10 protein-coding genes are annotated in these 15,337 nt (G+C 37.7%); 4 read left to right on the top strand and 6 right to left on the bottom strand.

Annotated features, from left to right (window positions below; genetic code table 11):
* Positions 1-105 precede the first annotated feature (105 nt).
* The 3 genes from hpsB to EZY12_09610 all read right to left on the bottom strand — a co-directional run bounded on the left by hpsB (position 106) and on the right by EZY12_09610 (position 7,237).
* Complete coding sequence (hpsB, locus tag EZY12_09620) at positions 106-831, bottom strand: hormogonium polysaccharide secretion pseudopilin HpsB (protein QSX70604.1); 726 nt, start codon at positions 829-831, stop codon at positions 106-108.
* Positions 825-5,225 (bottom strand): hormogonium polysaccharide biosynthesis protein HpsA, encoded by a 4,401-nt coding sequence (hpsA, locus tag EZY12_09615; protein ID QSX69809.1) that lies wholly within the window; start codon positions 5,223-5,225, stop codon positions 825-827. Before hpsA ends, hpsB begins: the two co-directional genes overlap by 7 nt.
* 473 nt (positions 5,226-5,698) lie before the next feature.
* Positions 5,699-7,237 carry a hypothetical protein gene (locus tag EZY12_09610; GenBank protein QSX69808.1) on the bottom strand — a complete coding sequence of 513 codons (1,539 nt, stop codon included), beginning with the start codon at positions 7,235-7,237 and terminating at the stop codon, positions 5,699-5,701.
* Positions 7,238-8,147: 910 nt separating this feature from the next.
* Here EZY12_09610 and EZY12_09605 point away from each other — a divergent pair.
* From EZY12_09605 to EZY12_09595, 3 genes are read left to right on the top strand one after another with little or no spacing between them, the layout of a single operon-like run.
* A complete protein-coding gene (locus tag EZY12_09605; protein ID QSX69807.1) occupies positions 8,148-8,750 on the top strand; it encodes a hypothetical protein in 603 nt (200 codons plus the stop codon).
* Entirely contained in the window at positions 8,722-9,264 is a 543-nt protein-coding gene (locus tag EZY12_09600) for a type II secretion system protein (GenBank protein ID QSX69806.1), read from the top strand. The genes EZY12_09605 and EZY12_09600 overlap by 29 nt, the downstream gene beginning before the upstream one ends.
* A 5-nt stretch (positions 9,265-9,269) precedes the next feature.
* The gene (locus tag EZY12_09595) at positions 9,270-9,911 is read left to right on the top strand and encodes a type II secretion system protein (protein ID QSX69805.1); all 642 of its coding nucleotides are present in this window, start codon (positions 9,270-9,272) and stop codon (positions 9,909-9,911) included.
* Positions 9,912-10,226: 315 nt separating this feature from the next.
* Here EZY12_09595 and EZY12_09590 read toward each other — a convergent pair whose 3' ends face one another.
* Together EZY12_09590 and EZY12_09585 are read right to left on the bottom strand one after the other, a co-directional pair.
* A complete protein-coding gene (locus EZY12_09590) occupies positions 10,227-10,565 on the bottom strand; it encodes a type II toxin-antitoxin system PemK/MazF family toxin (GenBank protein ID QSX69804.1) in 339 nt (112 codons plus the stop codon).
* Positions 10,552-10,776, bottom strand: coding sequence for a CopG family transcriptional regulator (locus tag EZY12_09585; protein ID QSX69803.1), 225 nt, complete (start codon positions 10,774-10,776; stop codon positions 10,552-10,554). The genes EZY12_09590 and EZY12_09585 overlap by 14 nt, the downstream gene beginning before the upstream one ends.
* A gap of 386 nt (positions 10,777-11,162) precedes the next feature.
* Between EZY12_09585 and EZY12_09580 the strand changes: the two genes are divergently transcribed.
* Positions 11,163-12,119 carry a DUF4351 domain-containing protein gene (locus EZY12_09580; protein ID QSX69802.1) on the top strand — a complete coding sequence of 319 codons (957 nt, stop codon included), beginning with the start codon at positions 11,163-11,165 and terminating at the stop codon, positions 12,117-12,119.
* A 209-nt stretch (positions 12,120-12,328) separates the two neighbouring features.
* On the opposite strand, the gene pcrA is transcribed toward EZY12_09580, so the two are convergent.
* A complete protein-coding gene (gene pcrA, locus EZY12_09575; GenBank protein ID QSX69801.1) occupies positions 12,329-14,659 on the bottom strand; it encodes a DNA helicase PcrA in 2,331 nt (776 codons plus the stop codon).
* Positions 14,660-15,337 lie beyond the last annotated feature (678 nt).

The raw sequence follows: 15,337 nt of genomic DNA, 5'->3' as shown, positions 1-15,337 counted from the left end.
CTTAATTTTTCTTAGTCCACGAAGGTGGACTTTGTTTGTGTAGTAGCGACTTCTAGTCGCCCAAAACTTCTTTTCAAACATCCTCTTAACCGACAAAGCAATTTATTAACAAATTTGGTGATTACCATCCTGATCTTTTGTCATGCCCAGACGGTAACATAGAGCCTGAAATCTAGTGCTATTGTGGCCGATATCAACGGTTCTTTCTATTAATGGTGCTTGCCGATTACCTATGCCAGCAACAAGAGGAGAAACTACTTTTTTAACATCACTTGTACTAGCTAAAAGGGGTTTACTAAAATTAACATCTGACCGATATACCCGCACTGCTAGACGATAACCACTAGCTTTTGTGTGAATACCGGCAACTATGATGGGCATAGCTTGAATATAAAACTCGTCAAATGGATTTGTGGAGTCTGTTTGACAAGCTGAATCACTAGCTATACAAATATTTCCATCTTTTTTTAAGAGATACAAATTCACATCTGCATCGGTTTTACTGGTAGGAACTGGCATTTGTGTAATACTAATTAAATAGTCTGCTGACGTTCTCAGCGTTGCTGGGTCTAAAGAAATTTTTTTACTTGGTGCGGCACTAGAACCAGTTAGAATTGAACCAGTTTTGACACCATCAATAAAAGTATTAGCAGCCTGAGTTGCTTTTTCTATCCGCCGGGATTGGACACGAATTGATGTTGCCATGACTAGAATGGGTGTTATAGATATTAAAAGAATGCCAACGACAACTATGGCCATGAGTGACTCAATAATCGTAAAACCAGAATCACTGAAAGATGATGTTTTTACTTGTGGTTTGGGTTTCATGATTGACAGGTAGAAGGACGTTGAGTTTTATCGTCTATGGCATAATCAGTAGGGGTAGTTTTAGCACATAACAAAGTCTGTAACCATTTGTCATCTTTGCCAACTTCCCGGAAATACTCATCTGGTAAATCGGGTGATGTGAGTACCAATTTACTAGCGAATCTATCAGGAGATTTTGATAACAGTGCGACATCATAACCCCAGTTTCTAGTAGGAGGAAGATAACCAGTAGCTGCACCACTATCATTGTCAATAGGATAGGTAATGCTACTAGCTCCGACATTAACGTTATATGTTCCTGTCGCATAAGCACTCTTTTTCAACTGGATAAAAGAGCCAAATATCTTTGCTGTCTTTTGACCAATAGAGGATGCCCAATTTTCCATAAATCGGGTAAAGTTTTGTAAACCACCATTATCTTCTGTTGGTCGGGCTGGACTATCCCCAGCAGCGATAATTAAGTTAAAAGTTGTGTCTGCTAATACTGGTTGCAACCAATTTTTAGTATCATTTGTATTGCTAATGACTGTGGTGTTACTGGGGTCAGTCTCAGTAGCAAAGGGTTTTTGGATTTGTAAAACAGGTTCAAATACTCCACTACTATTAGGTAGTAACCAAGGTATGAGCAATGTAGGGGTGACTTGGTTGGCTAAAGTTGCTCCACCTATGGGAAATTCCTCTAGTTTGTTACTACTACCTTTGCCGTAAAGAGTCAGGGGAGTAATCAGCAAAGTCGTATTTATATCCCTTTTAAAAGCCAGTCTCTTAAATGGTAATGCGTTCCAAGCATTGTCAGGGTTTGTACCAATAAATCCTGTTTTAATAGAATTAGTTTCTGAACCGATACCATCTTCTCTCCAACTGTTCTGTTCATTAAATTTGTATTCATTGAGAGCCACATTAGTCATTGACCAGCGCTTAGTCTTGACAGCGCATTGAGCAGCAGTATCTGTGGCGCTACAAAAGCATTCATCTTTAACTGTAAAAGTACAAATTTCATAGGCATATTCTCTGGCTGGTATCATTCTCACCAGCGGGGTCACAAAGTTATTCACATAAGAACTACCCTGATATCCTGTTTTTACTGGATCAAAATCTTTCGGAAACCCTGCATTACTTATACTCTTATCCACCCATGTACCATTTGCACCCAAGAAATTAACTGCTGAAAATCCTGATGGGGGCGTACCAACTAAGCTATTATTCCAGTCATAGTCCCCTTCCTCACGGAAACCCTCTCGAAAGTTACCAGAAAGCAAGGTGACAGCATCACCCAACACTGTCGCAGGTCGCCATTCATCCCCTGTGGGACAAGATACACTAGGATCACCATTCTGACAGCCAAAGTTAGCATTGACAGTAGTTCGATTATAGAAGACAGTGCTGGCAACGTCAGTAAATTCCCCTTGAGTGTGGAGATTAAAGTCACCTTTAACATACACGGGTAAATCACTGGCTAAAATTAAACCTTTTTCTTGTTCGCGGTAAGTGTTTGTTGTTCCCCTTCCTAACTTACTGCCATGGATGAGCATAATCGCATTGGGACGACGGGTAGAATCTAGGATGTAGTCCACAGGACTAACTGATTTTTGTGCCTCTGTTTGTACCCCTAAAGTACCCGCACTGGCATCTGGTAAAGCATCATCACGGGTTGCGTAAATAATCCCGCTATTGGGTAACAAATATTCTTGAGATGGAGAGGCAGTCCCGATGGTTTTTGTCCGCAGTTGGTTCAGGTCTAAAACAGTAACCCGAATTTCTAGGGGTTGTCTGTCTATGATTGGATAATCATAGGTGGTGTTGTTTGATAAACTGTTACGAACAATTTCTCTGGAGTCCAATAATGATGTTTCGTAAATCGCACCATGAGAAATCACGGAATTACTGGGACTAATACTACTATCCAGAATCTGTAGAGCGCAGATTTGAGCATCAATTGCCGACTGTTCAGAAATGGTTCGGTTGGCTGTTTTTGCTAATGCTTTGGCTAATAATCCATCATCTATTAATCGTCCGTTGGGATAGGTTAATTGAGATAGATAGTTTAAGACTGTGGCATAATAACTCTCACCTTTAGCAGATGTGGGTGCAGGGTAGACTATGCCACTATTAGATAAACCATCGGTGGCACTATTCCAAGGCAGTCCGGTGATATTTTTGGCAGTAGCGCTGTTGGTAGGAATATAAAAACTACTCACACAGGCTATGGGAATGGGGGTTTGGGCGTTGTAGTTAGTAGATTTGTAGTGATAAACTGCTGTAGCCCGCATTTTCAAATATGGTGTGTTAGCATTGGCAATCTCCCGCCATTGGTATGTGATTGAGGGATCATACAGAGAATATGGTGTAATGGTTTTTTTCATGGGTGCAGTACCAGGAAATGGCAGAGTATCTGGCCATATTTCTTTAACTGTGCTGTTGACTGTGGTTGTCGTATCACTTGCACTCAGATAAACTCCTGCACCTGTAACAACTCGTAAACCACCAACCCCTGCTGTAATATCTGGGGGGATTTTAGCTGCGTCTATTTCCCATGCTCCGTCTCTGCTTATATCTCCTAAATTCGCTAATGCTGCTGTTTGCACTAGCGATCGCCTTGTCCGAGTTTTGCTTGTGTCTCCTGCATTCCACTTAATGCCGCTAATCTCTTGTGTATCAGTAATCTCATTACCTAAAAATCCCTTTGGCTGGTTACTGCTATTCCACCATAGTTCGGGAACATTATTTCCTGGAGATGCTGCTGGCGTTGTATCCCACCATATTTCCGATAAGTTGTGACTAACTAAAACTCTGTCACCTAACATAGATTCTACACCACTAGTATTTTTGAGTGCTTGTGGTTCTGTGGCTTGTGGTTGTAGGGATGTACCACTAATATTCAGAGCTAATGTACTGTAACCTATTCCTGTTTTGCCATCACTAGGATCTGTAGCATATATCCATTTATCAATGGGACGCAATGTCTCATCACTACCTTGAATTACTGGGCTAGGAAATGTTTCTGTCACACCAAAATTAACTTCTTGATTAGGGACGTGACGAGTCAGTTTCTGGAAATAAAGCTGTAATTGTTGGTGACGAATTGCATCAAGTTCTGCTGTTGTGAAACTGGATAAACCTAAATCTTGTTTTCTCTGTTCAATACCTGTTTTAACTTCTGTTGGATCACTACTGATAGCATTAGCAAATTGAGTTGCAATCAGTTTATTGATCCGATTCACATAAGCGAGGTTATTGTACATGAGGTTACTGGAACTGTCAGTAACTGATGCCTCCCATGTCAAAGCAGTAGGATTAGTATTTTTACCTTTGAATAAATCAACTTTAGTGGTTGTTGTCCCTGCAATTTTGAAACCACCAGATCCTAAATTTCCTCCCACTATAATTTTAGAATTTTGAGATTTGTAGTAACAGGATTTTTTGCTACTAATTTGATATAATTGAACTTGACCAGAACCCCCAGTTAAAAAATTACTATTAGTAAAAATTCCCCCGTTAAGATTTAGGGCTGTATCGGGATTAATTTCTAGATCATCGTTATAAACAACAACATTGCTAGGTGGTACTTGGATGCGGTCTTGTTGATACTCTAAGGCAGCAAAACCTTTACTACCTTGATATTTTTCATAATTGGTACTGTCACTAGGTACGGTTGTGATTGGTACTGTAGCTGTATGCACAAAAAAAGATTTCTTTAGCTCATTATTTTGTTTAATCCAACCTGTATTCCCTACTAATGTCGGGTTGGTATTTGTGGTACAACCAGCATCTAAAATTCCTTTTGCCATTGGGGATGTTCTGGTTTCTAAAGGGGTTCTAGCTCGTGCATATTTACCACTACTATTCCTGGGAGTTCTTAATAAAATCTCATAGAGAGTATAACTATCAAATTTGCCATTGTTGTCAGTATCAACAGGAAATTTCCAGGCTGTATTCACCGTTTCCTGATCAAATAATGATGTATTTGCAGTTGGTTGATCAATTGCACCATTACCACTAATATCAAAACTTATTTGCAGTTTGGTTTCGTCACCAAAGGTATATTTTTCTATGTTGTTCACAACAACTTTAGATAATTCTTCGTTTGTCGGTGTGACTTTTGGTAATGATATATCCTGAAATAGTTTATTGATTTTCGCTCTACTGCGATCTATTGCTGGGGTAGCAGCACTCAGAACAGCTTCGCTAATGCGGACGTTGCTGGCATTTTGCGCTCTGTGAAAGGAACGTAACATAATGGTAGTAGTCAGTAAAACCACTACTACTGATACCATTGCGACTGTGGGTAACACGAAACCAGCGGTTGCTACTTTTTGTTTTTTTGGAGTGCCAAAAACAGTCCGTAATAACCAGTTCAATCTTTGTTTTTTTGTGTTTGGCCGACGCTTTCGAGGCATTGAGAAGATGATATAACGTGGGAGATGGGAATTATCACCACGATGAATATCATATTCCTATAGCGGCAGTTTTATAATCGCTTGTTTAAATATCTATCTAATGGATTAGGGAATGGATATATATAGTAAATATTGTAACAAGACCTGGCGGTTGGAAACCGCAGCTACACAAACAAAGTCCACCTTCGTGGACTAAGAAAAATGTAGAGTTTTAACCCACGGAGGTGGGTTTTGCCTGTGTAGATGCGGTTTCTAACCGCCGATTTAATGTGAATAAGACTTGTGTGTACATGGTATGTCTTTGACTGGGAATACTATCATATAGGCTCTGCCTCTAATGTCATGGAAGGCCGAGCCTTCTAAAATTCATTCCCATACAGAGTATGGGAACGAGATAATGAGCAAAAATCAAATCTTTACTAGGGGTAAAGCAAATCTTCTGTATGGCTTACGGCACGTTTGGCTATCAGGATTTAAGGACTTACAGGATTAACTGTCCATGAACTCAAAGAGTTAAGCTGATTCTGGTCATTGGAGGATATTGGAACTTGTAGAGTGTTGGCTGCAATTGGATATTGATTTATAGTGCCATTACCAGTAGCTGTCAAACTTTTTGACCATAAAGCACCATTAATAGTACCATTTCCTACCATTCTTGTCTCAGTGAAAGGTGCAAATATGAAAGCGTTCGATGTACCATTACCAGTAAAAGTTACTGCGTTTGCGGCCTGGCTATAGACATAAAATTGAAAACTGCTTGGGTTAGTTGTCCCATTACCTGTCATTGTTAGACTAGCATTAGATCCTAGATAAAAAATAACCTTTGTTGAGTTCGGTGCCCTACCGTTAACTACAGTGCCACATTGAGTTGGGTTAACTGTACCGTTACCAGTTAAATCAAGATTACCATCTGCATAGATTATTATTGTTTGGTTGCAACTACCATTTGTAGTGCCAAGATTCAATGTACCATTACCAGTTAATGAAAGAGAAGAGCTACCAGTTAAATTATATACATAAGTACCATTGTCCGTTGATGCACCAGTGCTAAATGAACCTCCACTTGCATTAACATCATTCGCACGTGGCAGTGTCATCGTGTTATTGGCACCTAAGCTAATACTGGAAATGGTGTTAATATTGCTACTTGGAACTGTATAAACATTATTATTAGGTAGCGAGGGAAATTGTTTAACACTTTTAGTAACTTTAGGTGCAGTCTGAGATGTATAGGGAGGACTAGGTAGCCACGGTCCCAGATTAGCTGAGTTAAAAGCTGTGGAAGAGTTACAACTAGAATCGAAAACATCTGCATTTGACGTTGCATTACCAACCATAGAAAAACTACTAGACCATAAACCTGCTACTCCTGCTGTACTAGGTGAAGTTGATACGGGAAAAGTTACTGCGAGTTGGCTAGTAGCTGTCATAAATCCAGATGTAGCTGTACTACCACTACCTTGTTGCTTAACTCGACCTTGAACTGTCAGCTTGCCAACTCCTGGAGCGGTATTGTCTGATACACCTGTATTGGGTATGTACTCATACTTAACAAGTTTGTATTGTCCTAGACTTGAATCTGTTGATGAGATATCTTTCCAGGCTGTATTCGAATTATCTGATATTGTACTGGTGGTGGTTGCACTGACACCACAACCACTATCCAATTGGGTGATCACCGAGGCGTTTGACCAACTCTTTTGAGTAGTATCTGGACAAGTCCCATTTGAACGAGTCCCTACACAATCATTGTAAACCGAAAGAACTCTATTATTGTTGATGAACTGTTGATAACGAGTAATACCTACCTCTGCTACTGACAACGCCTTTTTTGTGGATTTTTGAGATGATGCATTTTGTGTATCGCTCTGAGATCTCACAATCATTGTCAGACCAGTTATGATCATAACTAATCCCAATCCCACAGCAATTGGCATGGCAAAACCTTCTTCGCTAGAGAGATACATGCGAGCGAGCTTGAGTTTTTTATTCATCAACATTTTTCTTTTCATAGTGATTAATTGGGTTAAAAATAGTAAAAAAACATTTTGTTGTGATGTAAAGATGGAAATAATTAGTGTTAAAGGTATTAACTAATTAAATGGTTTATTAAGAGTATTTTAAAAAATTATATGCTGTTAAATCCTGTGTTCTTTATTGGATCAGGAGTAATAGAAGCAAATGAGATATAAAAAGAATTTAGTATAGCTACTTAACTAGATTGCTTTTATTCAACATATTCTTTATATCTTTTTTTAACGATAGTATTTATACTGAAATTCAAGAATTTTAGGATACCACGTGAGTTCGATGTCAGAAAATCAGCTATAAATGAGTTTTCAAAAGGGTTAGGGGCTGTCTAAAATACTGGTTTGTGTACGATTAATATAATCATTAATTAAAGTACAGTAGGGGTTTAGCAGTGCTAAACCCCTACTTGAATCCTGTGCCTCGCTCAGTACAAGTCGCTCAGTAACCGTAAGTCCTGAATCAGACTTCAACAAATATAATTTTTCGTGAATTTTTACCAAATTCAGTAGTTTCATCAGTATCACTACCAACAATTATCATATACTATGGTTATAGTAATTCTCTATCCAGTACAGTGATAATTTAAACCCACTTTTAGCCTCTTCCTGGCAATTTACCCAATTAGGAAGGAGGGCATCCCACTTTTACACTGAACATAAATACTTAGTGAGAAAATAGTCTTTTTGAGGGGTATTTTTGTTTTGATTCTCTATGTACGCACTCTTTAAAAGCCTCTATTTCGTCCCAAGACACGACTAAGAGTGGTTTGTGAAATAAACATAATTACTTATTGGATATCTGTGATGCTCCCATGAGGAAGCAAGGTGATGAGAACGTAATTACACATTTTTTATACAAACTTTATCAAAACAAAACCGAATTTATGTATATATGAAAAACCTCAAAGATAATCCCGATGAAGGTTTCAGCTTACTAGAAGTTGTAGTTGCCATTTTGATGATATTTTTCTTTACAACTACTGCTTTGCAAATGCTTGTAGTTTCCAGCTTTTTCAAAAAGCAAGCTACTCAGTACACAACTGCCATTAACTTGATTCAGCAAGATATGGAAAAAATCAAGAGTGCTGCTGATACCTATTCATTAACTACTGCTTTAACAAATACTTCATGTAACCCTACCACTAGTTCCAGCGGTATGGCAACTTATTTCATGAATTCTTTACCAACTACCGCAACAGGTATAAGTAATACAGCTTACACAGTAACAGTAAATGGAAATGCTATTATATATAATGCTGTTATAGGTACTCCCACACTGCTAAAAAGTCAATATTATTGGTTATTGAGAAATCAAACTGTCTCTACTGATGCCCCTTATAATGTTTTGAAGCTCAACTATGTAGTTCAAGCAGGTACTGCTACTAGTCCGTATACTGATGCGAGTACTGCTATTGATCTGCTTGTAAGAACTCCATTATCCACATCTTATACTGAGGTAATACCCTATGCGTCATTACAATGCCCATCACAATGAAGATGGATTTACCTTACTAGAATTAATCATAGTCATAATTGTTTCTGGAATCTTAGCTGCTGTTTCTGTTCCTAGTTTCTTAGCTTCAAATCGAAATAATCAACTTAATAATGATTTGGCGAGTGCTAAAAGTGCTTTACTGGAATCACAAAGAGATGCTATGCGTATTGGTAAAACCTGTACAATTTCTTTGTCTACTGGTACACCACCAGAAATTAGTAATCCTACTCCTACTACTGCTAATAACTGTCTATCTACGGGAACGCGAACTTTATCTAACGTTTCCATGAACGCATATAAAGATGTCACAGGTTCAGCTTCCATATCTGTCTCTAGTTTGACATTTGATTTTCTTGGTAATCTTAATGAAACAGCACCTATAACAATTGTATTGCGACATAACAGCAATTCTGGGGATAGAAAATGTATAGTTATATCTCAACCACTAGGATTGATTGCAACTGGTAAATATACTGGTGCTAGTGACACTTATTCATCTAATTGTACCCCTTAAAAAATATGTTAAACAATGCTTTTAATATCAAAAAAAATATCCAATTTTATCTTCAAGCTACTAAAACTCGTCCATCTTCTCATCATGCGAATGAGGGATTTACTTTGATAGAGTTATTAGTAGCAACAGCAATTATGAGCATTGTTGTTACTTTAGCTGGTTTTGGTGTTGTAACAATGCTCTCACAAAGCAAAACCGCAGCATCGGAAAGTGACAGACGTGCTAATTTGAATCGGGCTTTAGATTATATTGCCAATGAAGTGAGAACGGCTAATAGTATTTCAGCGACTACAACTTCCACGTTACCTACAGGTGCTATAGGCAAGCTACGTTTAGCTATTCCTAGTGATACTGCATTTCCTAATCACGAATACTATATAATTTCTACTTCTACTAATTGCTCTACTAATAATATCAGTACTACTCTTTGGGCGTGTAATAATGTAATTTATAGACGGCTAATTCCAGCTAGTGGTAGTCCAACCGATGCTATATTGGTAGATGGGGTTGACAGTTTCACTGCTCCTGTTACTTCTAGTCGTCAGGTTGTTTTGACTTTAGTTGGAACTTTACCTGCAACTTTACCTGGAAAACCAAGCACAGCGACAGACTCAGTAAGTGCTACTGCTGTTACTAGAGCTAAATAATTGAACGATTTCTTCCAGTTCCAGAATCCAGGGAATAAATTCCCTGTCTTATAGCTAAAGTCGGTTAAAACCGACTAGTTTGAGTTTATTTGTTGTATTTAGAAAATAAAGGTTAATTTTTATTTAATTCGAGTGCGTTTTAACGCACTTTAGCTATTAGACCGGAAATTGATTTCCGGGCGGTGTGGAAGTCAACAAATAAGGTATTTTTAACTTAAGTTGACACCAATGAGCAATGCTAAATCCCTACGATAAATGTTATTTTCTCGTTTATTCATACTGGGTGTTTTTTGTCAATGCGTAACTCCTAACCAACTACTCCAAACCTAAATGTAGCTTAATAGCATCATTTACCAAATCAATCACATTTTGACTTAAATACCCTAGCGCGTCCCCTAAAATGCGCTGTTTAGAAATTGTCCGTATTTGTTGCGCTTGTACCTTAGAAGTTTTAGATAAACCCGAATCTTCTGAATTTAATAACACTTCAAAAGGATACACACGAGTCATATTAGATGTAATCGGCAAAATGGTCACCGTAGTAGAGGCATTATTATTAGCATCATTGCTGACAATGAGTACAGGACGGCGTTTATCCATTTCTGACCCCACTGCGGGACTGAGATTTGCAAAGTATATTTCACCACGTTTCATCTGTTAACCCATCCCCTACAGTTAAATCCCATTCTGGATTGAATTCCAGCGCAGCTTCCCGGTAAGCTTGTTCTAGCTCCTGATAACGCAGTAATTCTATGGCTAACTCAATTACTTGAGAACGAGATTTACAGCCTTTAATCAATTTATAATTTTCAATAAACTGCACCAAAGAAGATGGTAAGGAAATGGAAAGTTTTTCAGCTTGCATAGTATTACCAAAAGGTAATTATATTTTTCCTACTTTATAGTAACATAAATAGTAGGGGGTAATAACCCAAGTTGCTAGTTATCTAGTTGAGGCTGGTAATTGGTAATTGGTAATTGGTAATTGGTAATAAAATCCCAGTTTTAATCCTGTTAATCCTTAAATCCTGGACATCCTGATTCAGACAGTTTCTCTAACTAGCAACTTACGTTAATACACTTAACATCAAGCATCCAAAAAAATACAGATTCCCGACTTTTCAAAGAAGTCGGGAATCTTGTCGGTTTTAACCAGTCCTAAACTAGCGAATTTAATGAGCAGGGATACACCCCACAATATGTAAACTGCTAAGAGGTTATACAATTTAAATACTCAACAGCTTAATTAAAATGAGTGAAGTTACAGCAAATTATGACGAATCATGGAAAGAAGCATTAAACGAATATTTTGAAAGCTTCTTATGCTTTTTCTTTCCTTTGGCTCATGAAGCAATTGATTGGACACAAAAGCCTGAATCTCTCGATAAAGAACTGCAAGAAATTACGGCTTCAGCAAAAACCGAAAGACGAATTGCCGATAAGCTTTATAAGGTGTGGTTGTTGGATAAACAACAAATATGGATTTTAATTCATATTGAAATTCAGAGTCAATATGATGTTGACTTTGAAGAACGGATTTACATTTACAATTATCGAGCCTTTGACCTTTATCATAAATTTGTGGTTAGTCTGGCAATTTTAGGTGATACTAGCCCTACATGGCGACCTAACAGTTATAATCAAGCTATGTTAGATTGCGAATTGAGGCTAAAATTTCCCATTGCTAAACTCCTGGACTATGAATCGCGTTGGCATGAATTAGAATCTAATCCTAATCCTTTTGCTATCATAGTTATGGCGCATTTGAAAACTAAAGCCACTACTGGTAATTTTTCAGAGCGCGAAGAATGGAAATGGCAATTAATTCGTGGACTCTATGAACGCGGTTTAACAAAGGAGCAAATTGTTAAACTCTTTAAAATCATTGATAAAATGATGACCTTACCTAAACAGTTACAAGCAGGATTAGTCGCTAAAATCAAACATTTTGAGGAGGAACAGCAAATGCCTTTTATTAGCCCAACAGAAGAATTAGCTATGGAACGGGGTGAGCAAAAAGGAATACAACGAGAAAAACAGCTAATTATCCGACAACTAAATCGGCGAATTGGTGAAATTGAATCGTCATTAATTGACACAATTCGGACATTAACAATTGAGCAATTAGAATTACTTGGTGAAGCGCTTTTAGATTTCTCCTCTGTCACAGATTTAGAACAATGGTTAGAAAATAAACCAGAGTCTTGAGAGGATGTTTGAAAAGTATCAGAATTAATCGAGATCCCCCCAACCCCCCTTAAAAAGGGGGGCTAAATTCCTCAAAGTCCCCCTTTTTAAGGGGGATTTAGGGGGATCTATGGGTGTCAGATCTCACAGAAAAAAGTTTTCAAACAACCTCTGAGACAATATGAATTCAGATTCCCGACTTCTCAAAGAAGTCGGGAATCTTGTCGGTTTTAACCAACTTTCTGTAATTGTGCTACTCTAGGATCTACGATTTTTTGTCCTAAACTCAGGAATTTAATCGCTACAGAAACCTTATTTCCTTCTCCGAAAACGTGGGTAATTTCCCCAAGTCCAAAGGATTTATGTAATACTCTATCACCTACTAGCCAAGTTCCAGGAGTGCTTTCTTTACTAGTATTTGCAGATGTGGCTTTAGTAAAACTACGGGTAACTTTATTTTGGGTACTTAATAATTCTGCTGGTAATTCATCCAAAAATTGCGATCGCATTGCCCGTTCTCTAGACCCATATAAACGCCGTTCCCTGGCATGAGATAAAAACAATCTTTCTTGAGCGCGAGTAATGCCAACATAACATAAACGCCGTTCTTCTTCCAATAATGAAGGATCTTGTAAAGAACGATATCCCGGAAATAATCCCTGTTCTAATCCCACCAAAAAGACAACAGGAAATTCCAAACCCTTAGAAGCGTGTAAAGTCATTAACGAAACTGCGGTTTGTCCCTCTTTTAAATTATCTAAATCAGAACTCAAAGCCGCACTTTGCAAAAATGCCTGTAAGGAAATATCTTCCCCTGCATTTTCTTCTTGAAATTGCAACATAGCATTATGCAATTCATTCACATTACTGATTCTATTATCAGATTCCTCTGTAGCTTGATCTTGCAATTCCTTAATATAACCAGAATCTTCTAAAATCCCTTGTAAGATTTCCGAACCGGGAATTACTTTGATTTGTTCTTGACGATTGTGAATCATCGCTGCAAAATTATTTACAGCTTTTGCCGAACGTCCTGCTAAAGTATTTACAGATGTTTCATCACTTAATATTTCCCATAAAGTTGTGCCTAATTGCTGGGAAGCATTCACCAAAGCATCAATAGTAGCCTTACCAATTCCTCTCCGAGGTGTGTTGATAACTCGTAATAAACTCACAGTATCCGCTGAATTATTAATCGCTCTTAAATAAGCAACAGCATCTTTAATTTCTTTACGATCATAAAACTTCATTCCTCCCACAACCGTATAAGGAATTTGATATTTAACTAACAATTCTTCAAAAGGTCGAGATTGGGCATTAGTTCGATATAAAATCGCAAAGTTACCCCAATTTAACTCTGGATTTTGATGTTCTAAAGTACGAATTTGATTAATAACAAAAGCCGCTTCTGCCATTTCTTCATCAGCTTGATGACAATAAATTTCTTCTCCTGGTTCTCTAGTAGCTTTGAGAACTTTATCAATGCGTTGGGTGTTATTTTCAATTAGTTCATTAGCAGCTTGGAGAATGTTTTCACAAGAGCGATAATTTTCCTCTAATTTCACCATAGAACGAGTATCATCATCTGCTAAACCATCACCAAAATTCTCCTGAAATTCGAGTAAGATGGTAAAATCTGCCATTCTAAAACTATAAATTGACTGGTCAGCATCACCAACAACAAACACAGACCGATTTTGCCATTGCCATTCACTTTTACGTTTTTCGTCATTCGTCACCAAAAGCTGAATTAAATCATATTGAGTCCGGTTGGTATCTTGATATTCATCAACCAGAATATGACAGAATTTCCGATGCCAATAATTTAAAACCTGCTCATTTTGTTGAAATAATCTCGTAGGAATTAAAATTAAATCATCAAAATCTAAAGCGTTATTTTGGGAAAGTTTATCCTGGTAGCGATTATAGACATCAGCTATGACTCTACCGCGATAATTGGGTTGTTCGCTTTCAAATTGTTGGGGTGATAAGCCTTGATTTTTGGCATTACTAATAGCGTAACGCACAGATTTAGGTTCAAACTTTTTACTATCTAAATTCAAATCTTTAGTAACTATTTCTTTAATCACAGTTTGCACATCAGATTCATCAAAAATAGAAAAGTTTTTATTCCATTTTCTGCCTTTCTCATCTTGATATTTTTCGATATCATAGCGCAGAATCCGAGAGAATAAACTGTGAAAAGTTCCACACCACATATCTTTGATAGTATTGCGGTAAACCTGTGATTTTAGTAAGCTTTTTTCATATTCTGTTAATAAATCAAACTTTTTACCATATTGCGATATCGCTAATTGTTCGGCAAATATCTTTTGAATTCTTTCCTTCATTTCTCTAGCGGCTTTGTTAGTAAATGTCACCGCGAGGATATTTTCAGGATTAACACGATGTTTAAGAATCAAGTTGGCAATGCGGTAAGTCAGGGCCCGGGTTTTTCCAGAACCAGCACCTGCGACAACCAATAATGGTCCACAGTAATGTTCTACTGCCTGACGTTGACTAGGGTTAAGATGACTCAGGAAATCAATATTTGTGGTCATAAACTATAAAAATGATAAAAAGGACAATTTGTTATAGGGTTACAAGAATATCCGGTAAGCGTAAAGCTCAGTCCCTTTAGGGCTGAGATATAAGCGACTCGAGTGACTTTAGTCACGTAAGAAATTAACTGGTCGCAGTAGATGTGATATAATAGAATGCAAATCCATAATTTAAGTATAACTAAACAGCGTAAAAACTTAACTAGATTTGTTAAGTGCGTAGTCATACCTAACGGTATTGCAGTTTAGGAAAGCTAGATTTGGTAAAAGATAAAATGTCAATATCGAGTACGGTAGGGCATACCGGAATTAACGCTTTAGGAGAATTGACCTCTATTTTTGTTGGAGTAATCCTGCTTAAACAAGTCGGCTCATTGATTAAAGAATCTCAGTGTCTAAAGACAGTGAGAGTGTCAAAAATGGCTTATCTGTTGGCTTCCACACCCGTCAGGGAATAAATTCCCTGTCTAATAGCTCAAGTCCACGCTTTGTGGACTAAGGAATTTTTCCAGTGTTTAGTCATCTTCAGATGACTTTGGCTATTAGCAAGGAACTTGAGTTCCTTGCGGGATGTAGGTTTTATGTTAAGTTGATACTTGTGGTCAGTATCAAACTCAGTACAAAGAATAAAACGAAAGCAGCATACAGCAATTCTCGCTCTAATGAAATACAATGGAG

Origin of the sequence: Dolichospermum sp. DET69 (assembly GCA_017355425.1) — a bacterium.
GTDB lineage: Bacteria > Cyanobacteriota > Cyanobacteriia > Cyanobacteriales > Nostocaceae > Dolichospermum.
Note: the sequence above shows the minus strand (reverse complement) of the source record. Positions and strands in the feature narration are given on the sequence as shown.